The following is a 21,619-nucleotide window of genomic DNA, read 5'->3' on the forward strand; positions in this document are numbered from 1 at the left end:
AACCGGTCCAGTTGCCCGGATCGTTGCAGGCGGGTCGGGGCGCGGTTCACGGTTCTGGTGGATCAAAAATCAGCGGTGTCAGGTCTGCATACCGCGCGCTTTTGTCCGGCCAACTAAGTATCACTTGACGGATGCGGTCGGCACGATCTTGTCCAAGCACGGGGGCCGCAAACTGCGTATACTTGGCGATGACATCGTCCCGTGACATGGGGGCCTCGGGGCCGCCGCGGGCATGAATATCCCCGGATTTCAGAACACGGCCATCCGTTGCCGTGATCGTGACGTCTGCCCAGCGCCCTTCGGGAAACCGGACGCTGTGGTGTTCGCTTTCCGCGACCGTGATGCGGGACATCAGATTGGCGACCGCAGGATCAGACAGGCCAGACCCTGAGATATGTTCAACGCCGATGCGCCCGTAAACGGCCTGAACTGCCACGGCAAATGGCAGGGAATACTGCGCTTGCGAAGTTGTTTCGGGCAGTCCCGCAAAAAGGCAGGCCGCCTGATGAAAGCTGCTGATATGCAAAGTTTCGATCTGCGTGCTGGTCAGGTCATGCGCGATCATGACAGCGCGCACGCCATCAATCGCGGCATGGGCCCAGCGACAGATCGGATAGGGTTTCACGTATTGATGTTCGACCTGCCAAAAGGTGCCCAGATCCTCCCAGTAGGGTGTGACCTCTTCCGCCTCGATTGTGATGGCGGGCGCGCCGGTAAAGCCGCGTTCGGCCAGAACAGCGGCGGACAGCCCCACCATCGCGCCCCAACCCGACCCGTCATGCAGCATTGTGGGGTTGGCAATCTCGCGCATCATCTGGCTGCGTGGACCGTGATATTCGGCAATTCCCATCGCCTGCCGCATCTGGTCGACAGAAAATCCGCGCAGGCGCGCCGCCATCGCAACCACGCCAAGCGCGTTCCAGGCACCGGATGTGTGGTAATCGCTGACACTTGCGTGCAGCGACAGGCCCGCGCGCCCGGCCACCTCGTACCCGGCAACGACCGCCGCCAAAGCCTCGGGTCCGGTCAGATTCGGGCAATGTTCGGCCAGTGCGGCCAGCGCTGGCAACACGACCACCCCGATATGGCCCTTGGTGGGGTTATATCCGTCGTGACCGTCCAGATTGTCGGTTTGCGTGGCGGCAGCATAGGCAGCACCCGCCATGCTGACGGTGCGGCCATCGAACAACATCCGTGCGCCATATGCAGGATCGGTACTGGCATAAAGCAATGCCGCCGTGTCCCGCGCGATCACGCCTGCCTGCATCGGGCCGGATGCGATCAGGATCCCCATCGTGTCGAGCATCATCAGCGCCGCAGCCTCTAGTGCGCTTTCAGGCATGTCCGAGGCTGCGCGGGTCAGCGTGAAATCGGCAACCCTGGAAAATGTATTTGTCTGCGGGTTATGCGCCATGAGAGCTCTCCTGTCGGGCGGGGCCGGTACAGGAAAGTCAGCCACAGGTAAGGGCGGGCTTGTACTCTGTTCCCGACGCCAAATGTCGGGAACAGAGGAAAACGAACGAAGAAGCGACCCTAGTAAGGGGCTTCGACGTCATTCATGGAAACGTAGACCGTTTTCATTTCCGAAAAATGGTTGATCGCCAGCTTCGAATTCTCGCGTCCGACACCCGACATTTTCGATCCGCCGAACGGGGCTTCGACCGGGGCAAGGTTATAGGTGTTGATATAACAGGTTCCCGCCTCGAACCCGGCCACAACACGGTGCGCGCGGGTCAGGTCATTGGTGAAGACGCCTGCGGCCAGACCAAATTCGGTGTCATTGGCACGGGCCATGACCTCGGATTCCGTGTCGAAATCCAGCACCGACATGACGGGGCCAAAGATTTCCTCGCGCGCGATGGTCATGTCATCGGTCACATCAGCAAAAACGGTCGGCTGCATGTAGAAACCGCCGCCTTCGATCCGGTTGCCGCCAAAGACCAGCCTTGCGCCCTCGGCCCTGGCTTTGTCGACGTAGCTCAGCGCGATGTTCAACTGGTTTTCGCTGACCATCGGACCAAAGCTGACGTTCTCGTCCATCGGATCGCCGATTTTGGCGTTGGCCAGACGTTCGGACAGGCGTTTCAGGAAGGCATCCTTGATCCCTTTTTGCACAAAGACGCGGGTGCCGTTGGAACAGACCTGGCCCGATGAATAGAAGTTGCCAAGGATCGCGCCGGACACCGCGTTTTCGATGTCGGCATCGTCAAAGACGATCATCGGAGATTTGCCGCCCAGTTCCATGGTCACGTGCTTCATACCGTCAGCCGCCGCGGCATAAACCTTGCGGCCTGTCGGCACCGATCCGGTCAGCGAGACCTTGGCCACACGCGGATCGGTGACCAGCGCGGCCCCCACGTCGCCATAGCCCTGAATCACGTTGTAGACACCTTTGGGTGCGCCGGCCTCAACCAGAATCTCGGCCACTTTCAACGCCGAAAGAGGCGTCGTTTCCGAGGGCTTGAAGACCATCGTGTTGCCGCAGGCCAGCGCCGGGGCACCTTTCCAGCAGGCAATCTGCGTGGGATAGTTCCACGCCCCGATGCCGACGCAAACGCCCAGCGCCTGACGGATGGTGTAGACGAAATCGCCACCGCCCAGCGGAATATGCTCGCCGGTCAGAGAGGCGGCCAACCCGCCGAAATATTCCAGCGCATCCGCACCTGATGTGGCATCTGCCACCGTGGTTTCCTGAAGCGGTTTGCCGGTGTCATGGGTTTCCAGAACCGACAGGTCGTAGTTGCGGTCGCGCATGATGTCGGCCGCGCGGCGCAGAATGCGACCGCGTTCTGTTCCGGTCAGTGCGGCCCAGGCTGCCTGAGCCGTTTTCGCACTGCTCAGAGCCTTTTCCACAATCGCCGGTGTCGCCGAATGCAGGCGGGCAATCAGCTCGCCGGTGGCGGGGTAGATCACGTCAATGGCCGCGCCTTCGTTATCCTCGACATAGGTGCCGTCAATGAAATGGCTGGCCTTGGGCTGAAACTTCATACCGTGTCCTTTTCTTTAACACCCGTCTGGACGGGGCATTTGGTCGTCTGGAATCGGCCCTAAAGGTTATTGACTGGCCAGTCAATAAAATCATCCAAGCGGCAAGATAACGCCTGCCATCGCTCACAAACCTTGAAATTTTTGGTTAATGTTCTATATATGTTCCACATAGTCAGAGGACAAACCGATGACCCAGCACATGCGCCACGTGGCACTGAACGGGCCAAACAACGACTACCATCTGCTTCCGGTAACAGACCGGCAGATGCGATATGCGCGCGCCATTGCCGAGAAATCAGCGCTTGAGATCCCGGTCGAGGCGCAGCGCGACAGGCGGTTGTTGTCCGACTGGATTTCGGCCCACAAACCGCGCGGCACCTCGCAATTCGACGATTACCCGACGGGCAAGCAGGTGGCATTCGCCGAACGGATCTCACGCAGCAAGCACCGCCCGATCCCGTCCGAGTGTTTTCGGGACAAGAAAATGATGTCCCGCTGGATTGATCACAACAGATAACCCTTACTTAGGGTCTTCTGGCGCATGATTGCGGGTATAAAGCGCAACCGCAGCCGCAACAAACATACCCAGCAGAATGTAACCGGTCACAGCCTCGGACACGGCAAGCCCGCGACACAGGCCGGTCGGGGACATGTCGCCATACCCGACCGTGGTGAAGGTGACATATGAGAAATACAGGACATCCCCCGGACCCTGCGCCCCGACCACACAGTTGTCGTTGTACCCAAAAGCCCCGTAGACGGCGGCGAACAGGAACGGGACGACCTGGATGAATGACACGCCCATCAGGAACAAAAGCCGTCGCGGCGATTTCACCTGTGTCATGTAGTACCAGGATTGCGACACCAGCCAGATCAGCAGGCCAACCGACGCGATTGTTCCGATCATGTCACCCGCAGCGGTTTCGTTAAGACGCGATAGCCCGAACCAGGCAAGAAAACTTGTCAGAACCAGCCCCAATGCAGCAATCAGGGTCGATTTCCATTCTTCCAGAGTTGTGGGTTTGCGGTGCATGAACGCCCTCTCAGCCTAGTCTGACGGTGATCATCCGACCTAAAGCAAGGGCCTGCAACCCGCTTTCAGTCCTGCCGCAAATGCGGCTCGCCCCGCTTGCGCGCAAGCACTATCTGTTTTTGCCGTTCACGAAAGCGCATCTTGTCGGCCTCGGAGGTCTCGTCGATGCATTGGTGACAGGACACACCATGTTCATATTCGGGGCGTTTCATATCCTCGGGCAGGATCGGGCGACGGCAGCCATGGCACAGCTTGTGCGGTCCTTCAACAAGGCCGTGCCCTACCGAGACACGATTGTCGAACACAAAACATTCACCCTGCCACGAGCTGTCTTCGGATGGCATCTCTTCAAGATAGCGCAGGATGCCACCTTTGAGGTGATAGACATCATCGACCCCGTGCCCCAATAGGTAATTGGTAGACTTCTCGCACCGGATGCCGCCGGTGCAGAACATGGCAACGCGCTTGTTGTGAAAGCGGTCCTTGTTTGCCTCCCACCAGGCAGGAAATTCGCGGAAGCTGGCTGTTTCAGGGTCTATTGCGCCTTCAAACGTGCCGATCGCCACTTCGTAGTCATTGCGGGTGTCGATCACCACGACATCGTCCGAACGGATCAGATCATTCCAGTCCTGCGGATCGACATAGTTGCCGACACGGGCGCGCGGATCGACATCCGGCTGACCCATGGTCACGATCTCTTTCTTCAGCCGCACTTTCATCTTGCCGAAAGGCGGATGGTCCGAGGTCGCCTCTTTCCACTCCAGATCCGAGCAACCGGGCAAGGCCCGGATATGTGCCAATACCGCATCGATCCCGGCGCGTGGACCTGCGATGGTGCCGTTGATACCTTCCTGCGCCAGCAACAGCGTTCCCGTGACGGACTGCGCGCGGCACAGGTCAAGCAACGGTTCGCGCAGTGTGACGGGGTCTGGGAATCGGGTAAAGTGATAGAGGGCAGCGATCGTGTACATATGCGCGATCTACCCCCGCAAACCCGGAGTCGCAAGGGATTGCATTGACGCCCCGGCCCCTGCCCCCTACCGATAAGGCAGTTATACGGAGGCCGCCATGACCCATGCCCTGCTTGTCATCGATGTCCAGAACGATTTCTGCCCGGGCGGTGCCTTGGCAGTGGCCGGAGGAGACGAAATCGTCGCGTCTATCAATACCATGATGGAGGAGTTCGACGCCGTGATCCTGACGCAGGACTGGCATCCGGCGGGGCATTCTTCCTTTGCCAGCTCGCACAAAGGCAAAAACCCGTTCGAGCTGATCGACATGCCTTATGGCCCGCAGGTGCTGTGGCCGGACCATTGCGTTCAGGGCTCAAACGGTGCTGCGTTTCACCCCGAGTTGCGCACCGATGGCGATTTGATCCTGCGCAAGGGGTTTCGCAGTGGCATCGACAGTTATTCCGCGTTCTTCGAAAATGACCATCAGACGCCAACAGGCCTGAAAGGCTATCTTGAGACCCGAGGCATCACCCGTTTGACACTGGTTGGATTGGCGACCGATTTCTGCGTTCACTATTCGGCTGTAGACGCTGCCCGGTTGGGCATTGATGTCACAGTCCGGATGGATGCCTGCCGCGCGATTGACATGGACGGATCACTGGCTGCCGCCGAGCAGGCCATGCGCGACGCCGGTGTTACGCTGGCCTAAGGTGTCGCCCCGGCAGCTGCCAGCAGTTTGATCGTCACAAACAAAACAACGGCCAGCCCAAACGCCAGCCCGATACGCCCCGAAATAGAACGCCGACGGTCCGAAACGGGTTGCTGTTGCTGTGGCGGCTGTTTGCGCACCTGACGCGTACGCACGATCCCGGCCATGGGCTGCGCCATCCGAATGTAATGCAGAAAATCCCACAGGTTGAATTCGCCGCAATACTCCCCCTGAACGCCGCGCGATTTTATGTTCTCAAACAGAGAACGCAGAATCCTGACCCGGTCCACCTGATCTTCGGCCGGAAACACACCGGGCACGATGCCGCTGTTCCGCGACTCGAGGCTGAACCCGGCATCCAGGAAAATCTTGCGGATTTTCGGCGATGTTCCCCGTAGCGCATCTGCTGTTCTGATGTCGCGAAACACCGCACACACCTGGCGTTCCACATCAGAGTCTGACCCCAGCTTCTCCGGGTCAATTTCGTTCAGTGCTACATTAACAATATCAAAATCGTACTCGAGACCCATTCACAAACTCAGTTTCGTCTTTCCATCCCCTTCTCTCACTAACCGGCGAAAACAATGCACAATATGCCCGTATTGTGACGTCATGCTGGCATTGTCACCAAATCAGCGACTCTTGCCATTCCCGTTGTCGATTGATCTAACTACGGAAATCGCAGGAGTTCCCCATGGTCGACATCGCGACCCGCGTCTACAATCATAAATGGAAGATTGACCCGATTGTCCGGTCTTTAATCGACACAGACTTCTACAAACTGCTGATGTGCCAGTCAGTGTTTCGAAACAAGCCCCAAACAAATGTGGTGTTTTCCCTGATCAACCGGTCGAATCACGTGCCTTTGGCCCGTTTGATCGATGAAGGCGAGCTGCGGGAACAGCTGGATCATATCCGTTCGCTTAGTCTCAGCCGGGGGGAAAGCACCTGGCTGCGGGGCAACATGTTCTATGGAAAACGCCAGATGTTCCGTTCCGATTTCATGGAATGGTTCGAGAATATGCGCCTGCCGCCCTACCACCTTGAACGCAAAGGCGATCAGTATGAACTGACCTTTGAAGGCAAATGGCACGAAGTCATGTTGTGGGAAATTCCGGCGCTGGCGGTGCTGATGGAACTGCGCTCGCGTGCTGTGCTGAACGACATGCGCCGGTTTGCGCTACAGGTGCTATATGCCCGCGCGATGACCCGCGTGTGGGAAAAGATCGAAAAGCTGAGCACGATCAACGGTCTGGGGATCGCCGATTTCGGCACACGACGACGGCATTCCTTCCTGTGGCAGGACTGGTGTGTGCAGGCGATGATCGAAGGACTGGGCCCCGCGTTTACCGGAACCTCGAACTGCCTGATCGCGATGCGGCGTGAGGTTGAGGCCATCGGCACCAACGCGCATGAGCTGCCGATGGTCTATTCCGCGTTGGCGGATACGGATGAAGCGCTGGCGCAGGCCCCATATGACGTTCTCAGCGACTGGCATGACGAACATGACGGCAACCTGCGCATCATCTTGCCCGATACCTACGGTACCAAGGGGTTTCTGGACAACGCGCCTGACTGGCTGGCGGGCTGGACCGGTATTCGCATCGACAGCGGTGATCCGACTGCTGCGGCCGAGGTGGCCATCGACTGGTGGAACGCACGCGGTGAAGACCCGACCCAGAAACGGATCATTTTCTCGGACGGGTTGGACGTGGACAAAATCCAGGAATTGCATGCGCAGTTTGCTGACCGCACCAAAGTATCCTTTGGCTGGGGTACCTTGCTGACCAACGATTTCCGCGGTCTGGTTCCAAATGACGCGCTGGCGCCGTTCTCATTGGTCTGCAAAGCCGTATCCGCCAATGGACGCCCGACGGTAAAGCTGTCGGACAACCCGGAAAAGGCGATGGGCCCGAAGGACCAGATCGAACGCTACAAGCGGGTGTTTGATGTCGGAACGCAAAAGGCGATCGAAGTGATCGTCTAAGCCAAGGCACAATATCAAACACTTATCCTCAATTCATATGATGCCGGGACTAAACGACTACAGATTGGCGTCGGCAGGATCGGCGATATGGTTTTCGAGGTATTGCAGCACGATGTTCTCGGTGATGGCGCCGTCGATGGTTGAGAAATACCCCCAGCCCCAGAACCGGCGTCCACAGTAGCGGCTGCGCAGCGCGGGAATTTCCCGTTGCACCTTGTGAGACGAACGGCCCTTCATCTTGCGCACCAGACCCGAGATGGCAATCTTCGGCGGCACCGACACGAACAAATGCACGGGATCGCTCAACAACACCCCGCGCAAGATGTCGACCTCGTTCTCGTGGCAGACCTGACGGACGATGGCGCGCACCCGCAGGCGCACCGCACCGGTCAGCACCTTATAGCGATACTTGGTCGACCAGACGATATGGTACGGTGATAGAAAACGCAGTGCTTGCCAATATCATAACACGATTCTCCGCACTGAATCGGGCCCGACCGGAAGTCGAAGGGTTTGCGTCAAAGCGTGGATACTGAAACTTGTGGTGCCGCTGAAGGGACTCGAACCCCCGACCCCATCATTACGAATGACGTGCTCTACCAGCTGAGCTACAGCGGCGCCTTGAGTCATCCGAAACTGGTCTCTGCCGGATGAGATGGCTCATTTAAACTGTCAACCTGAAGCCTGCAAGACCAGTTGTGTCCGTTCGGGCCTTTCCTCTCTTTTCACCAGATGTTGTCGTCGAGGTATTGGGCCAATGATCAATCCATTGGGGCGAGCTTCCAGTTTGTGAAATTTTTGTAACGACGCAAAAGTCGTTTTGACTCCATAACTATAATTCCATAATTCATGAAATATGACAACAGAAGTAATCGATCAACTGGCCATCCTTGGCCACCCACAACGTATCACCGTGTTTCGCATGTTGATGCGACGGTATCCCGACGCCGTTCCGGCGGGGGAACTGGCGTCGGAACTGGGGATCAAGTCCAGCACCTTGTCGAACTATCTCAACGCGTTGCTGCGATCTGGGCTGGTCAAGCAGGAACGCTCCGGGACATCACTGCTCTATTCGGTTGAAATGAAGAACGTGCAGCACATGTTCGATTTCCTGCTCGTGGATTGCTGCCGTGGCCGACCCGATCTTTGCATGCCCTTAGCCAAAGGACGTGAAACCATGGCTGACCGAAAATTCAACGTGTTATTCATTTGCGTGGGTAATTCTGCCCGGTCGATCTTTGCCGAATCCCTTTTGCGGGATATCGGCGGGGATCGGTTCACTGTCTATTCGGCCGGCATACGGCCGTTTTCCGAACTCAACCCGTTTGCAATTCAGGTTCTGCAAGACAAGGGGCACGATACTTCGGCGCTCCGCTCAAAGAATGTATCCGAGTTCTCGGGGCGGGACGCGCCTGAAATGGATTTCGTCTTTACGGTCTGCAATCAGGCTGCGAACGAAGAATGCCCCGCCTGGGAAAGCCAGCCAATCAGCGGTCACTGGGGCATGGCAGATCCGGTCAAGGCAGAAGGTACCGATGCCGAAAAAAGCCTGGCCTTTCAAAACGCGTACGGCGCGCTGAAGCGTCGGATTCAAGCCTTTACATCACTGCCGGTTGAAAGCCTGGACCGGATCGCACTGCAATCCGCCGTTGATGAAATCGCGCGGTCGCCACTTGAGGATGCACCATGACGACTTACGCTTTGAACGGCCTTGGCCGAATGGGGAAACTGGCCCTGAAGCCCTTGTTGGAACAGGGCGCAAGTATCGCCTGGATCAACGATTCTGTCGGCGATCCCCAGATGCACGCGCATTTGTTGGAGTTTGACACCGTGCATGGACGATGGGATGCAGAATTCGGCTTTGATGCCGACAGCATCACCGTGAACGAAACCCGCCTGCCGTTCATTGGCACCAAAGACCTGAGCGCGCTGCCTCTGGACGGTGTTGACGTGGTGATCGACTGTACGGGCGTGTTCAAGACCGAGGCCAAGCTGGCCCCCTATTTTGATGCCGGGGTGAAGAAGGTCGTCGTCTCGGCTCCGGTCAAGGACGGCCCGACAGCCAATATCGTCATGGGTGTAAATGACGGAACCTACGACCCCGCGGCGCATAGGATCGTGACGGCGGCCTCGTGCACGACAAATTGCCTGGCACCAGTGGTCAAGGTGATCCACGAGAATCTAGGGATTCGCCACGGGTCGATGACCACGATCCATGACGTGACCAACACGCAAACGATCGTTGATCGGCCCGCAAAAGACTTGCGGCGCGCACGGTCGGCCCTCAACTCACTGATCCCGACCACGACCGGCTCGGCCACGGCCATCACTCTGATCTATCCGGAACTCAAAGGTCGTTTGAACGGCCATGCGGTTCGGGTGCCGTTGCTGAACGCCTCGCTCACCGATTGTGTGTTCGAGGTTGAGCGTGAAACCACAGTGGAAGAGGTCAACACTTTCTTCAAAGCCGCTGCCGAGGGCGAACTGAAGGGCATTCTGGGTTATGAGACCCGCCCACTGGTGTCCACCGATTACACCAATGACAAACGCTCCTCGATCATCGATGCGCCCTCGACCATGGTGATAAACGGGACGCAGGTGAAGATCTATGCGTGGTACGACAATGAGATGGGCTATGCACATCGGCTGGTGGATGTCGCGCTGATGGTCGGAGCATCATTGTGACGCAACGCACCGAAGGACTGTCGGCCTATATCGCGGTCACGGCGGTCTATTGGGCCTTCATGCTGACCGACGGGGCGCTCAGGATGCTGGTGCTGCTGCACTTTCACACCATGGGCTTCACGCCGGTTCAGCTGGCCTATCTGTTCGTGCTTTATGAGATCGCAGGGATCGTCACAAACCTGGCCGCAGGCTGGATTGCCGCCCGGTTCGGGTTAACTTCCACCCTTTATGCGGGATTGGGGCTGCAGGTGGTGGCGTTGCTTGCCATGACGCAGCTTGATCCGCACTGGACCGTTACCGCCTCGGTCAGCTTTGTGATGATGGTGCAGGGGGCAAGCGGAGTGGCCAAGGATCTGGCCAAGATGTCGTCGAAATCATCTGTCAAGCTGCTGGCCCCGGCCGAGGGCGGCGGGTTGTTTCGGTGGGTCGCTGTGCTGACCGGATCAAAAAATGCCGTCAAAGGGCTGGGTTTCCTGTTGGGCGCGGCCATGCTGGCCACGTTGGGATTCATGACGGCAATTCTGGCCATGGCGGCGGTTCTGGCACTGATCCTGTTCGCAGTTATTCTGTTCATGCCAGCGGGCCTGCCGAAGGGGCGAAAAGGGGCGAAATTCTCGGAAATATTGTCAAAATCCGCCAATGTGAACTGGCTATCCGCAGCGCGGGTCTTTCTGTTCGGTGCCCGCGATGTCTGGTTCGTGGTCGGCATCCCGATCTATTTCTATGCCGCCCTGTCGGACGGCACCGACGACGGCAACCGTTCCGCGTTCTTCATGATCGGAACATTCATGGCACTGTGGGTCATCCTCTATGGCGCAGTGCAGGCCTACGCGCCAAAGATCCTTCGTGCGGCGGATCGAACCGAAGGCGATTTGATCCGCGCGGCACGTAATTGGGCGATTGTCCTTTTCTGCGTTCCTGCGGCTCTAACATTCGCCGTATCGCTGTCAAATGGGCCTGAAACCTGGCTGACCACAACGCTTGTGGTTGGGTTGCTGATCTTCGGAGCGATATTTGCGGTGAATTCATCGCTGCATTCCTATCTGATCCTGGCTTTCACCCGGTCCGAACGCGTGACAATGGATGTCGGATTTTATTACATGGCAAATGCAACAGGCCGGCTGATCGGCACGGTTCTGTCCGGCCTGACTTATCAGATCGGAGGATTGCCAATGGTCCTCGGCACCGCGTCCGTAATGTTGGCCCTTGCTGCGCTGACTTCAGGCCAACTGACAGACCAAACCTCCGACGCACTGACGTGACCGTTTTTGAACGATACCTCACAGACTGAATCGCCCTCGCCATGATTGGTGGCGATCTGATCGGCGGGGCTGCGCAAGGTTATAGAAAATCGAACGGCGCGAATTTTACATGTTTCGGCATATGCCTTCGCAATGTTCAGTAAACCATGACGACACCGCTGGCCGCTGAATCCCGGTATCCGATATATTATCCTGTATTTTTGGTGACCCCGGCAGGATTCGAACCTGCAACCTGCCCCTTAGGAGGGGGCTGCTCTATCCAGTTGAGCCACGGGGCCGTGCCAGGCTCTCTGTAACCGGGATTTTCCGGGTTGTCATCGCCTTTGCACAATTGTTGTACACACCGACCTGTTCACGCTACCATCGGACAAAACAACAACGCAGGTGCCTCCCGTGAACAGTGAAACCAAACGCCCGCTTACCCTTCGTGATGTGTCGGAGGCTTCCGGAGTATCCGAGATGACGGTAAGCCGGGTTCTGCGTAACCGGGGGGATGTGTCTGATGCCACCCGCACCCGCGTTCTGGCCGCCGCCAAAGAGCTTGGCTATGTCCCCAACAAGATCGCGGGCGCATTGGCGTCCAGCCGGGTTAATTTGATCGCGGTGATCATCCCTTCGCTTTCGAACATGGTCTTCCCCGAGGTGATGACGGGCATCAACCAGGTGTTGGAAGACACCGAATTGCAACCCGTGGTCGGGGTAACCGATTATCTGCCCGAGAAAGAGGAAAAAGTGCTGTACGAGATGCTCTCGTGGCGGCCCTCTGGCGTGATCATTGCGGGGCTTGAACATACCGAAGCCGCGCGCGCCATGCTGGATTCGGCGGGTATTCCTGTGGTCGAGATCATGGACACGGATGGCAAGCCGGTGGATGCGATGGTGGGGATCTCACACCGCCGCGCGGGGCGCGAAATGGCGCAGGCTATCCTGAAGGCCGGATATCAACATATCGGTTTCATGGGTACCAAGATGCCGCTGGATCACCGCGCACGGAAGCGGTTCGAAGGCTTTACCGAAGTGCTGGGCAAACACGGGATCGAGATCGAGGATCGCGAGTTCTATTCCGGTGGATCGGCCCTGGCCAAAGGGCGCGAGATGACCCAGGCCATGCTGGAACGCTCGCCCGAGCTGGATTTTCTGTATTACTCGAACGATATGATCGGGGCCGGTGGTCTGCTGTACCTGCTGGAGCAGGGTATCGATATTCCGGGACAGATCGGCCTGGCAGGCTTTAACAATGTCGAGCTTTTGCAGGGCCTGCCCCGAAAACTCGCGACGATGGATGCCTGTCGTCTGGAAATCGGCCGTCAAGCTGCCCAGATCATCGCCGAACGTCTGGAAAATCCTGATACCGAGATCGAGACACGCGTTACTCTGACCCCCACGATCAGTTATGGTGACACGCTGAAACGGCGATGAACACATCCCTGAAAAGGCTCGACAACCGGACGGCACGGGCCATCTTCATGGACCGACACGCGTTGGGTGAACAACCCTCGGGCTCGGCCAAAGGTTCCGCGCTTCTGGACCTGATCCACCGGCTTGGGTTCGTTCAGCTTGACAGCATCAACACCGTTGCCCGTGCCCACGACATGATCCTGTTCTCTCGCCGGCCCGCCTATCGCAGCGCCAATCTTAAAAGGCTCTATGAAAGGGACAATGCGCTATTCGAGCATTGGACGCACGATGCGGCGGTCATTCCGATGGAGTTCTATCAGCATTGGCATCTGCGCTTTCAGCGGGATGCGGATATGTTGAAGGCGCGGTGGAAGGACTGGCGGCGTGATGGGTTCGAACAGCAGTTTGACACAGTGCTGCAACACATCCGCGACCATGGGGCGGTGTCGTCCTCGGATGTTGGCAAGGATGAAAAGAAGGGCTCGGGCGGGTGGTGGGACTGGCACCCATCGAAAACCGCGTTGGAGTATCTGTGGCGCTCGGGTGCCCTCACTGTCGTCGGTCGGGATGGGTTCCAGAAACGCTATGATCTGACAGAGCGCGTGATTGAAACACATCTCTGCCCCGGCAGCACGCCCTGTGATGCCGAGGCGACGCTGGATTGGCTGTGCAACGCCGCATTGGACCGCCTGGGATTTGCAACATCCGGAGAGTTGGCGGCTTTCTGGGACACCGTCAACGCGGCTGAGGCAAAAGACTGGTGCGCAGCGGCGCTGGAAAGTGGCGACATTGAAGAAATCGAGGTTACCTGTGCCGATGGGCGCTTGCGCAAGACATTCGCACGCCCAGATCTGACGACCGAAGTACCGCAGCCACCAGGCCGCATTCGCGTGCTCAGCCCGTTTGACCCCATGCTGCGCGACCGCAACCGGGCCGAGCGGCTGTTCGGCTTTCATTACCGCATCGAGGTTTTCGTCCCCGAGGCCAAACGAACTTATGGATACTACGTTTTTCCGCTGCTCGAAGGCGACCGTATGATTGGCCGTATCGATATGAAGGCCCACCGCGATCGTGATCTGCTGCACGTCAAAGCGCTCTGGCCCGAGCGCGGGTTGCGCTGGTCAGATGCCCGTACCCGACGCCTGAACGCCGAGCTGGACCGGGTGCGGCGACTTGCTGGTGTGGAACATGTAACGTTCGCCAAGGACTGGCTGAAAGAACCTATTTAGGGTCTATTCTGCGTCTGACAGAGTCAACTTGACCGGCTCCAGCCCATCAATCTCACCTGTCAGAACATCCCCTGCAACGACTGGGCCAACACCAGCCGGTGTACCGGTCAGGATCAGGTCACCGGGGCGCAGGCGGTAAAAGCCGGACAGGTGCATGACAATCTCGTCGATCTTCCAGATCAGCTCCTCCAGGGTCGCGTTCTGGCGCAACTCTCCGTTTACGCTTAGCTGAATGCGTTTGTCATCCTCCGGGATCCAGTCGGCAGCTGGCGTCAACGGGGCAAAGACCGCTCCGTTTTCGACGTCCTTTCCCAGATCCCAGGGCCGCTGCTTGTTGCGCTCGCGGATTTGCAGATCACGGCGCGTCATATCCAGGGCGCAGCCATAGGCATAAACGGCTTCCCACGCCTGCGCACTGGTGGCGCGAAACACGGGCTTTCCAATGGCCAATGCCAATTCCATCTCATGATGGTAATTCTGGGTCCCGGCAGGATAAGGAACCGTCGCACCCGAGAGTACGGCGTTCGGGGCGGATTTGGTGAAGTAGAAAGGTGCCTCGCGATCCACCTCATTCCCCATTTCTGCGGCATGGGCGGCATAATTTCGACCGACGCAGAAGATCCGTCCAATGGGATATCCGGCTGCCGCGCCGACAACGGGGATGGTGATCGGGTCCGGAAGCGAAAAAAGGCTGTTTGGCATGATAATCCCTGAAGGTTGCGTAGCTGCCATATTACGTCTGCCAGACCCTCCAGCAAGCCCGGAAAACACGCTGTATTTCGCCAATCTCGAAGTGGTGTTTCAGCGTGAAACGGCTCAATTCTGACCTGATTGACTGACGCCGTGTCAAAAATTGGTTTCATCAGTTTTTATGGTCTCACCAGTACACAAACAGGTAGAAACAACTCTTGGCTCAGTCAAAAGCCGGGCAAAATCCTCAGGTAGTCAGGACCGCTCCGATTTCGGTGCGGTGCCAAAACTCAGAACAGCAGCTTTGGTAAAGCATTTCACCAAAGTGACGTCGGCAAACCATAGGCTGACCCATTTACCGGTCGGCAACTGCCTAAATCAGTTTCGGAGAGTATAGGTGCAAGGCCCCTCCCCCAAGGGCCGAAAGACCCTGTTCAGAGCCACATTATAGGCTTTTCATATACTCCGAAGCACAGGCCGGACCGTCAGGTTTGACGTAACCGGTCTTGGGCCAGGCACCAACGACCAGTCCGGGTCTGGCCGCCCCGTCGGAGACTCCCCCTACAGTTTCCGGCGGGGTCACTGCCGACGACACCGGATGCAGTGCCAATAATCAGGATTCGAGGTCCTTCAACTCGTTCAGCAGATCCAGCAGTAACTCATGCTTGTCCGGTCCAAGCTGAGATCGAATACGTTCCGCCTGTGCCGTGCTTGCAGCCAGATTGGCACGAATGATCTGAACCCCTTTTGTGCTGATCTCAACAACCTGACGCCGTCGGTCTGCCGGATGGCTGCGCCGCGTGATCAGTCCGCGGGTCTCCAGCTTTTGCAGAATGCGCGTCAGGCTTGGCAGCAACAGGCAGGCGCGATCGGCGATGTGGGTCGGCTCTTGCGGGCCTTCTTCATTCAACACCCGCAACACCCGCCACTGCTGTTCCGTGACACCAGCGTCAGCCAGCATTGCTCGAATGGGTCCCATAACCTTTTCCCGCGCCCGCAAAAGCGCAATGGGCAAAGATCGCGACGTCAGAGGGAGATCGTCGGTCATAAGAAAATTATCACCGAAATCCGGGATATAAGCAAGCAACCCGACACGCAGCAGCAGCGCCCACTCCCGTATTCGCACGTTATGCGGGCCGATTTCAGGCTGGACAATTAGGAACGACCGTTGATGATGCGACCGAGGTCCATTTCATGTCCTTCTCACCTGCACCGGCTCAAATTTAAGGTTTCAGCATGTCAGCCCCAAAGAATATGTTCAAACAGGCTCTAATAAAGGGTGAACAGCAGATTGGTTGCTGGATGAGCTTTGCTGAATCCGTCACCGCCGAGATCATGGGAACCGCGGGTTTCGATTGGCTGGTGATCGATGGTGAACATGCGCCAAATGAGATCCGCTCGATCCGGGATCAACTGACAGCTTTGGCCGGTAGCGCATCTCATCCCGTTGTTCGGGTCCCTGTTGGAGAGACCTGGCTGATCAAGATGGTTCTGGATGCTGGTGCCCAAACAGTACTGGTTCCGATTGTCGAAAGCGCCGCGCAGGCGCAGGATCTGGTCCGTGCCTGCCGCTATCCACCGGACGGGGTGCGGGGTGTTGGCGCAGCGGCATCGCGCGCCACGATGTATGGGTCGACAAGCGACTATATCCAGACCGCAGATCAGGAAATCTGCCTGTTGTTGCAGGTAGAAACCCGCGCCGGAGTGGCCGCGTTGGATGACATTCTTCAAATCGAAGGTGTGGATGGCGTTTTCATTGGCCCCGCTGATCTGTCAACCGACATGGGGTACAAGGGCAACAGCGCCGCACCCGAGGTGCGTGCGGTCATCGCGGACGCCCTGGCCCGGATCAAGGCCGCAGGCAAAGCGCCGGGCATCCTTGCCACCAATGACGAAGCGCGTCAGGCCTATCTGGACATGGGCGCCCAATTTCTGGCGGTCGGTATAGATGTGATGCTGCTGGCACAGGCGGCACGCGCGTTGGCCGCGCAATGGAAACCTTCCTAGACACTCAAGTGCGCATGGCCGCAGCGGCCTGCGCATAGCCGCCCGAGGCTCCATCAACAAAATGCACATGGTCATCCCGGGTGGCCGAGGGGACGATACATGTCATCATCGCCTCGTCCTGTGCGTGCAAACCGTATCTGATTTTCCCACGGCGACGCGCCTCTTCAAGCAGGTGTTCGATTTGGCGCAATGTGTCCGGATCGCAGTCGAGCGTCATTTTCAGCCCGTCATCAAACTTTCGGTAATCGGCATTACTACTGACCATATGTCTGTAATGGTCCGGCTCAAAGCGTCCCATCCGCAGGCCAGTTTTGAACAATACCGCGATCAACAGGTTTTGAACCAGTAGGACGAGCTTGTGCAAAATCACATGACGCCCGTTGCGCGACACATGTGCGTCGATGTCAAGGCCGGGTGGAGGCCATGTCATGGGCGGACCCTTTTCCGACACCGGATGGCCAGCACGCTCAAGCGCTTCCGACGCGGACAAGACGGATTGCGCAAGATCGGCAAAGTCCCGTTCGGTTGCTGACGGTGTGGGCTGTACGACCAGTGAAACGATTTGACCGTGACGGGCCGGGCTGTTGGACCACCTGCAAGACAGGCCTGTCAGATCCGGCTGTGCACCTGGTACTGCGGGTGTGACCATATTTTGCCCGGCTTTCATCCCGGCCTCGGCCCAGGCCAGACCGCCGCCGGAAAACATGGCGTAATCCACTCCGGCAGAGGGTGCATAGCGCGCAACACGCAGATCCTTACCCGCTTTGCGAATATCAGCCACCGATACCAGCGCCGCCCGTAATGGCATGGAGAACTCTTCATCCGCCCAGCGCCGCAAATCCGCCAGCGTAGTCCGGGCGGTTTCAGCTTTTCCGGGTGGAACAGCAAACCCAGCCCCATCGCCGCCAAAGACATATGGAAACAGCGCGCCGTCCATTGCATTGATCATGGCCGAAATTACCGCAGCGCCCACAGTATTGACGGTCTTGTACCGGCCCCGCGCGATTTCGCCTGTTGAATCGACAATGTCAGCAACACCCAGAACCCAATCATCGGGCAGTTTTGAAAACTGCGCAGGGTCTGACAGACGGGTAAAATCGCGCTGCAAGGGAAGGTTTTCGTAAAATGTGAACTGGAGGTCTTTCATGCTCCCCCTCGGAATCAATGTTTTGACAAAGATAGCCGGAAGGCGAGCCATGTCCTGACTTTGAAACATAATACACAGGCTTGTGCGTTGCATCACGGCGTGCCAAGCATTTTCCTCGGACGAGCAGGAAAGGGCTGAAGATGCAGGCAGGTTTGGTGGTTTTATGCCTGGGCTATGTGCTCAGCCAATTTTTCCGCGCTTTCCTTGCGGTTCTCAGCCTGGATCTGGAACGTGATATCAGTGCCATGCCCGAAGATTTGGCCTTTGCTTCCGGTCTTTGGTTTATTGTATTCGCCGTCATGCAGATCCCGGTCGGATGGGCGCTGGACAGGATTGGTCCCCGCCTCACGTCCGCCGCGCTGCTTCTGGTGGGCGGGGCAGGTGGAGCGGCGGTTTTTGCAGCCGCAACAACGCCCCTGCACATCAGCATAGCCATGGGCCTGATCGGTGTCGGGTGCTCTCCGGTCCTAATGGCCTCCTACTATATCTTTGCGCGTGAATACCCCCCGGCGCGGTTTGCCACATTGGCCGCCGTGATGTTGGGCGCAGGGTCCGTTGGAAATCTGGTGGCTTCTTATCCAACCGCGCTTGCCGTGGAATGGATGGGGTGGCGGGCAACGATGGTCGGGCTGGCCACAGTGTCCGCCGCAATCGCATTGGGCCTGTGGCTGACTGTTCACGACCCGGCGAAGGTCGAAACAGAACACAAGGGATCCCTGCTGGATCTGCTGAAGGAGCCTGCCCTGTGGCTGATCCTGCCCTTGATGCTGGTTGCTTACGCCCCCTCTGCTGCGCTGCGAGGGCTTTGGGCCGGGCCTTACCTGAACGATGTCTTTGGCTTAAGTGCCACTCAGATCGGCACTGCAACGCTGATCATGGGTGCGGCTATGATTGCGGGCACTTTTGTCTACGGACCGCTGGACCGCGTTTTTGGTACCCGGAAATGGGTGGTTTTCGCTGGCAACGCACTGGGCGCAGCTGCGTTGGGCTTGCTCTGCTTGTGGATCGAGGATGCAACATGGCTGTCTGTCCTGCTGATGGCCGTAATCGGCTTTACCGGTGCCAGCTTTCCGGTCATCATGGCCCATGGTCGGGCCTTTGTGCCTCCGCATCTGGTGGGGCGTGGTGTGACATTGCTGAATCTTTTCGGCATCGGCGGCGTTGGCATTGCTCAATTCGTCACCGGACGTATTCACGCAGCCACCGTGCAAGACGGATCAACGGCACCCTACACCGCAATATTCGGGTTTTTTGCGGTCACCCTTGCCATTGGTTGCGTGATCTATCTATTCAGCCGGGATAGTGTGGATTGACGCAGCCATCAGGAGAGCCTGTTGAAAGACCCCATTGTCATAGCCCCAAATCTAAAACGTAGACTTTCGGGCGTAACAGCGACCATCGCACGGCTGGTTCCGCTGCAGGCGCAATGGATCGACATCGCCGCCACTGGACCGGGTCTGCCCGCCGACACGCCGCACATCCCGCTGGGTCGACTGCCTTTCCTGTCGCGTCGTAAAAGGCGGGTCTGGCACGCACGCCGCAACACCGAGATGTTGCTGGGGCTCATCCTGCGCGATGTGTTCCGGTTAAAGCTCAAAATGCTGTTCACAAGCGCGTCCCAAAGGCCGCACACAGGCTATACCAAATGGCTGATCGGAAAGATGGATGCGGTCGTTGCAACCTCGCGCAAAACCGCAGGGTATCTTGAGCGAGACTCGCAGGTGGTGATGCATGGCATCAACCTGGAGGACTTTATTCCGCCTTCAGACAAGGCCACTGTCCGTGCCCGGCTGGGGCTGCCAGATGGGCAACTTTTGGGGTGTTATGGCCGTATCCGACACCAAAAAGGCACGGATGCCTTTGTCGACGCCATGATTGACGTGTGCGGGCGGTTCGACACAGTGTCAGGCATCGTCATGGGCCGGGCAACCGAGAAACACACCGCATTTCTGGCCGAACTGAAGGATAAGGTCGCAAAGGCTGGCTTGTCGGATCGCATCCTTTTCAAGCCCGAGGTGACAGTAGATCAGATTGCTGAATGGTATCAGGTTCTGGATCTGTTTGTTGCGCCACAAAGGTGGGAGGGATTTGGTTTGACTCCACTCGAAGCAATGGCCTGCGGTGTTCCGGTTGTAGCCACAGATGTCGGTGCGTTCTCCGAGATCATTACTGATCCATCCTTTGGCAAGGTGGTGACCCCCGATGACGTTCGCGCCTTGGTCGAGGCGATTGCCCAAATGCTGAAAAGTAATGATTCCCTGTCACAAGCAGGCCAGGCATCCCGCGCCCATGTCGAGCAGCATTTCGACATTCAGGGCGAAGCAAAGGCGCTGGTTGCGCTTTATGAACGACTTTTGAACGATTGAACCGCTTGAATTCGGCATCAGTCGTTGAAAACCCCGCTGATAGCCCTTTTTTCTTCGCTGCAACGCGGCTATGAACGCGCGTCCTTAACTTTGGAGACATGAAATGGGCTATCGCGTCGTAGTCGTCGGCGCCACGGGCAACGTGGGCCGCGAAATGCTGAACATTCTGGCTGAACGCCAGTTCCCGGTTGATGAACTTGCCGCCCTGGCAAGCCGTCGCTCGCTGGGTACCGAAGTAAGCTTTGGCGACAAGACCCTTACGACCAAAGATCTGGACACGTTTGATTTCACCGGTTGGGACATGGCGCTGTTTGCAGTGGGGTCCGAGGCGACCAAGGTCTACGCTCCCAAGGCGGCTGCGGCGGGTTGTGTGGTGATCGATAACTCGTCGCTCTATCGCTATGACCCGGACATTCCGCTGATCGTGCCGGAATGTAACCCGCAGGCGATCCACGACTACAAGAACAAGAACATCATCGCCAACCCCAACTGCTCGACCGCGCAGATGGTTGTCGCGCTGAAGCCGCTGCATGACCGTGCCAAGATCAAGCGCGTTGTTGTATCGACCTATCAGTCGGTTTCGGGTGCCGGCAAGGAAGGTATGGATGAGCTTTGGGATCAGACCAAGGCCATCTACAACCCTACCACCGAAGTTGAGCCGAAAAAGTTCCAGAAGCAGATCGCCTTCAACGTCATTCCGCAAATCGACGTCTTCATGGAAGACGGCTCGACCAAGGAAGAGTGGAAGATGGTTGTTGAGACCAAGAAGATCGTCGACCCGTCGATCAAGGTTACGGCCACCTGCGTCCGCGTTCCCGTTTTCGTCGGCCATTCCGAGGCCGTGAACATCGAGTTCGAGGAATTTCTGGACGAAGACGAAGCCCGCGATATCCTGCGCGAAGCGCCGGGCATCATGGTGATCGACAAGCGCGAAGCGGGTGGCTACGTCTCGCCCATCGAATGCGCAGGCGACTTTGCCACATTCATCAGCCGCATCCGCCAGGATTCGACTATCGAAAACGGTCTGAACCTGTGGTGCGTCAGCGACAACCTGCGCAAGGGTGCCGCCCTGAACGCGGTTCAGATCGCCGAACTGCTGGGCCGTGAGGTCCTGAAAAAGGGCTGACAATCCAGCCTTTGCAAAAACTAAAAAAGAAACCCGCTG

Annotated in this window: 20 protein-coding genes, 2 tRNA genes and 1 pseudogene; 12 read left to right on the forward strand and 11 right to left on the reverse strand. The window is 57.7% G+C overall.

Going from position 1 to position 21,619, the window contains the following annotated elements; genetic code table 11:
* Positions 1 to 46: 46 nt before the first annotated feature.
* The gene (locus ACR0EK_RS08325; RefSeq protein ID WP_480898588.1) at positions 47 to 1,414 is read right to left on the reverse strand and encodes an MmgE/PrpD family protein; all 1,368 of its coding nucleotides are present in this window, start codon (positions 1,412 to 1,414) and stop codon (positions 47 to 49) included.
* A gap of 119 nt (positions 1,415 to 1,533) precedes the next feature.
* Positions 1,534 to 2,988: a betaine-aldehyde dehydrogenase gene (gene betB, locus ACR0EK_RS08330; protein WP_480898590.1), complete on the reverse strand. Its 1,455-nt coding sequence runs from the start codon at positions 2,986 to 2,988 to the stop codon at positions 1,534 to 1,536.
* Between the two features lie 187 nt (positions 2,989 to 3,175).
* Here betB and ACR0EK_RS08335 point away from each other — a divergent pair, with 187 nt between their 5' ends.
* Positions 3,176 to 3,505 carry a hypothetical protein gene (locus tag ACR0EK_RS08335; protein ID WP_480487031.1) on the forward strand — a complete coding sequence of 110 codons (330 nt, stop codon included), beginning with the start codon at positions 3,176 to 3,178 and terminating at the stop codon, positions 3,503 to 3,505.
* A 3-nt stretch (positions 3,506 to 3,508) separates the two neighbouring features.
* On the opposite strand, the gene ACR0EK_RS08340 is transcribed toward ACR0EK_RS08335, so the two are convergent.
* On the reverse strand, positions 3,509 to 4,021 hold the full coding sequence (locus ACR0EK_RS08340) for a potassium channel family protein (protein WP_480487029.1): 513 nt from the start codon (positions 4,019 to 4,021) through the stop codon (positions 3,509 to 3,511).
* Between the two features lie 65 nt (positions 4,022 to 4,086).
* Entirely contained in the window at positions 4,087 to 4,992 is a 906-nt protein-coding gene (gene trhO, locus ACR0EK_RS08345; RefSeq protein ID WP_480920465.1) for an oxygen-dependent tRNA uridine(34) hydroxylase TrhO, read from the reverse strand.
* A 97-nt stretch (positions 4,993 to 5,089) separates the two neighbouring features.
* On the opposite strand from trhO, the gene pncA reads away from it, so the two are divergent.
* Positions 5,090 to 5,683, forward strand: coding sequence for a bifunctional nicotinamidase/pyrazinamidase (gene pncA / locus ACR0EK_RS08350; protein ID WP_480559277.1), 594 nt, complete (start codon positions 5,090 to 5,092; stop codon positions 5,681 to 5,683).
* On the opposite strand, the gene ACR0EK_RS08355 is transcribed toward pncA, so the two are convergent.
* Positions 5,680 to 6,213, reverse strand: coding sequence for a hypothetical protein (locus tag ACR0EK_RS08355; protein ID WP_480559275.1), 534 nt, complete (start codon positions 6,211 to 6,213; stop codon positions 5,680 to 5,682). The two genes, pncA and ACR0EK_RS08355, sit on opposite strands and share 4 nt — an antisense overlap.
* Positions 6,214 to 6,377: 164 nt before the next feature.
* Here ACR0EK_RS08355 and pncB point away from each other — a divergent pair, with 164 nt between their 5' ends.
* Positions 6,378 to 7,670: a nicotinate phosphoribosyltransferase gene (gene pncB / locus ACR0EK_RS08360; protein ID WP_480898592.1), complete on the forward strand. Its 1,293-nt coding sequence runs from the start codon at positions 6,378 to 6,380 to the stop codon at positions 7,668 to 7,670.
* 57 nt (positions 7,671 to 7,727) lie between these two features.
* Here the strand turns inward: pncB and tnpA are convergent.
* Both tnpA and ACR0EK_RS08370 read right to left on the reverse strand, forming a co-directional pair.
* Positions 7,728 to 8,158 (reverse strand): annotated as a pseudogene (tnpA, locus tag ACR0EK_RS08365) (IS200/IS605 family transposase).
* Between the two features lie 54 nt (positions 8,159 to 8,212).
* Positions 8,213 to 8,288 (reverse strand) — tRNA-Thr (locus tag ACR0EK_RS08370).
* Between the two features lie 238 nt (positions 8,289 to 8,526).
* Here ACR0EK_RS08370 and ACR0EK_RS08375 point away from each other — a divergent pair.
* Genes ACR0EK_RS08375 through arsJ form a run of 3 tightly spaced genes read left to right on the forward strand, consistent with a single transcriptional unit; the run spans position 8,527 to position 11,617 of the window.
* Positions 8,527 to 9,360 (forward strand): arsenate reductase/protein-tyrosine-phosphatase family protein, encoded by an 834-nt coding sequence (locus ACR0EK_RS08375; protein WP_480506911.1) that lies wholly within the window; start codon positions 8,527 to 8,529, stop codon positions 9,358 to 9,360.
* On the forward strand, positions 9,357 to 10,355 hold the full coding sequence (locus ACR0EK_RS08380; RefSeq protein WP_480506910.1) for an ArsJ-associated glyceraldehyde-3-phosphate dehydrogenase: 999 nt from the start codon (positions 9,357 to 9,359) through the stop codon (positions 10,353 to 10,355). The genes ACR0EK_RS08375 and ACR0EK_RS08380 overlap by 4 nt, the downstream gene beginning before the upstream one ends.
* Positions 10,352 to 11,617: an organoarsenical effux MFS transporter ArsJ gene (gene arsJ / locus ACR0EK_RS08385; protein WP_480967738.1), complete on the forward strand. Its 1,266-nt coding sequence runs from the start codon at positions 10,352 to 10,354 to the stop codon at positions 11,615 to 11,617. Before ACR0EK_RS08380 ends, arsJ begins: the two co-directional genes overlap by 4 nt.
* A gap of 201 nt (positions 11,618 to 11,818) precedes the next feature.
* Here arsJ and ACR0EK_RS08390 read toward each other — a convergent pair.
* A tRNA-Arg gene (locus tag ACR0EK_RS08390) sits at positions 11,819 to 11,895 on the reverse strand.
* 115 nt (positions 11,896 to 12,010) lie between these two features.
* On the opposite strand from ACR0EK_RS08390, the gene ACR0EK_RS08395 reads away from it, so the two are divergent.
* Together ACR0EK_RS08395 and ACR0EK_RS08400 are read left to right on the forward strand one after the other, a co-directional pair.
* A complete protein-coding gene (locus tag ACR0EK_RS08395; RefSeq protein WP_267366879.1) occupies positions 12,011 to 13,036 on the forward strand; it encodes a LacI family DNA-binding transcriptional regulator in 1,026 nt (341 codons plus the stop codon).
* Entirely contained in the window at positions 13,033 to 14,244 is a 1,212-nt protein-coding gene (locus ACR0EK_RS08400) for a winged helix-turn-helix domain-containing protein (protein ID WP_480898597.1), read from the forward strand. The genes ACR0EK_RS08395 and ACR0EK_RS08400 overlap by 4 nt, the downstream gene beginning before the upstream one ends.
* 3 nt (positions 14,245 to 14,247) lie before the next feature.
* Here the strand turns inward: ACR0EK_RS08400 and ACR0EK_RS08405 are convergent, their stop codons facing one another.
* On the reverse strand, positions 14,248 to 14,946 hold the full coding sequence (locus tag ACR0EK_RS08405; RefSeq protein ID WP_480831938.1) for a fumarylacetoacetate hydrolase family protein: 699 nt from the start codon (positions 14,944 to 14,946) through the stop codon (positions 14,248 to 14,250).
* A 601-nt stretch (positions 14,947 to 15,547) separates the two neighbouring features.
* Positions 15,548 to 15,982, reverse strand: a complete 435-nt coding sequence (hpaR, locus tag ACR0EK_RS08410; RefSeq protein ID WP_209506956.1) for a homoprotocatechuate degradation operon regulator HpaR — start codon at positions 15,980 to 15,982, stop codon at positions 15,548 to 15,550.
* A gap of 188 nt (positions 15,983 to 16,170) precedes the next feature.
* Between hpaR and ACR0EK_RS08415 the strand changes: the two genes are divergently transcribed.
* Entirely contained in the window at positions 16,171 to 16,941 is a 771-nt protein-coding gene (locus ACR0EK_RS08415) for an HpcH/HpaI aldolase family protein (RefSeq protein WP_480898599.1), read from the forward strand.
* 4 nt (positions 16,942 to 16,945) lie between these two features.
* Here the strand turns inward: ACR0EK_RS08415 and ACR0EK_RS08420 are convergent, their stop codons facing one another.
* Positions 16,946 to 18,088 (reverse strand): DUF3095 domain-containing protein, encoded by a 1,143-nt coding sequence (locus ACR0EK_RS08420; protein ID WP_480898601.1) that lies wholly within the window; start codon positions 18,086 to 18,088, stop codon positions 16,946 to 16,948.
* A gap of 140 nt (positions 18,089 to 18,228) precedes the next feature.
* Between ACR0EK_RS08420 and ACR0EK_RS08425 the strand changes: the two genes are divergently transcribed.
* The 3 genes from ACR0EK_RS08425 to ACR0EK_RS08435 all read left to right on the forward strand — a co-directional run bounded on the left by ACR0EK_RS08425 (position 18,229) and on the right by ACR0EK_RS08435 (position 21,580).
* The gene (locus tag ACR0EK_RS08425; protein WP_480482416.1) at positions 18,229 to 19,401 is read left to right on the forward strand and encodes an MFS transporter; all 1,173 of its coding nucleotides are present in this window, start codon (positions 18,229 to 18,231) and stop codon (positions 19,399 to 19,401) included.
* A 21-nt stretch (positions 19,402 to 19,422) separates the two neighbouring features.
* Complete coding sequence (locus ACR0EK_RS08430; RefSeq protein ID WP_480967739.1) at positions 19,423 to 20,454, forward strand: glycosyltransferase family 4 protein; 1,032 nt, start codon at positions 19,423 to 19,425, stop codon at positions 20,452 to 20,454.
* A gap of 103 nt (positions 20,455 to 20,557) precedes the next feature.
* Positions 20,558 to 21,580, forward strand: a complete 1,023-nt coding sequence (locus ACR0EK_RS08435; RefSeq protein WP_209598943.1) for an aspartate-semialdehyde dehydrogenase — start codon at positions 20,558 to 20,560, stop codon at positions 21,578 to 21,580.
* The last annotated feature ends 39 nt before the right edge of the window (positions 21,581 to 21,619 follow it).

The organism is Ruegeria sp. AE4, from assembly GCF_056542185.1.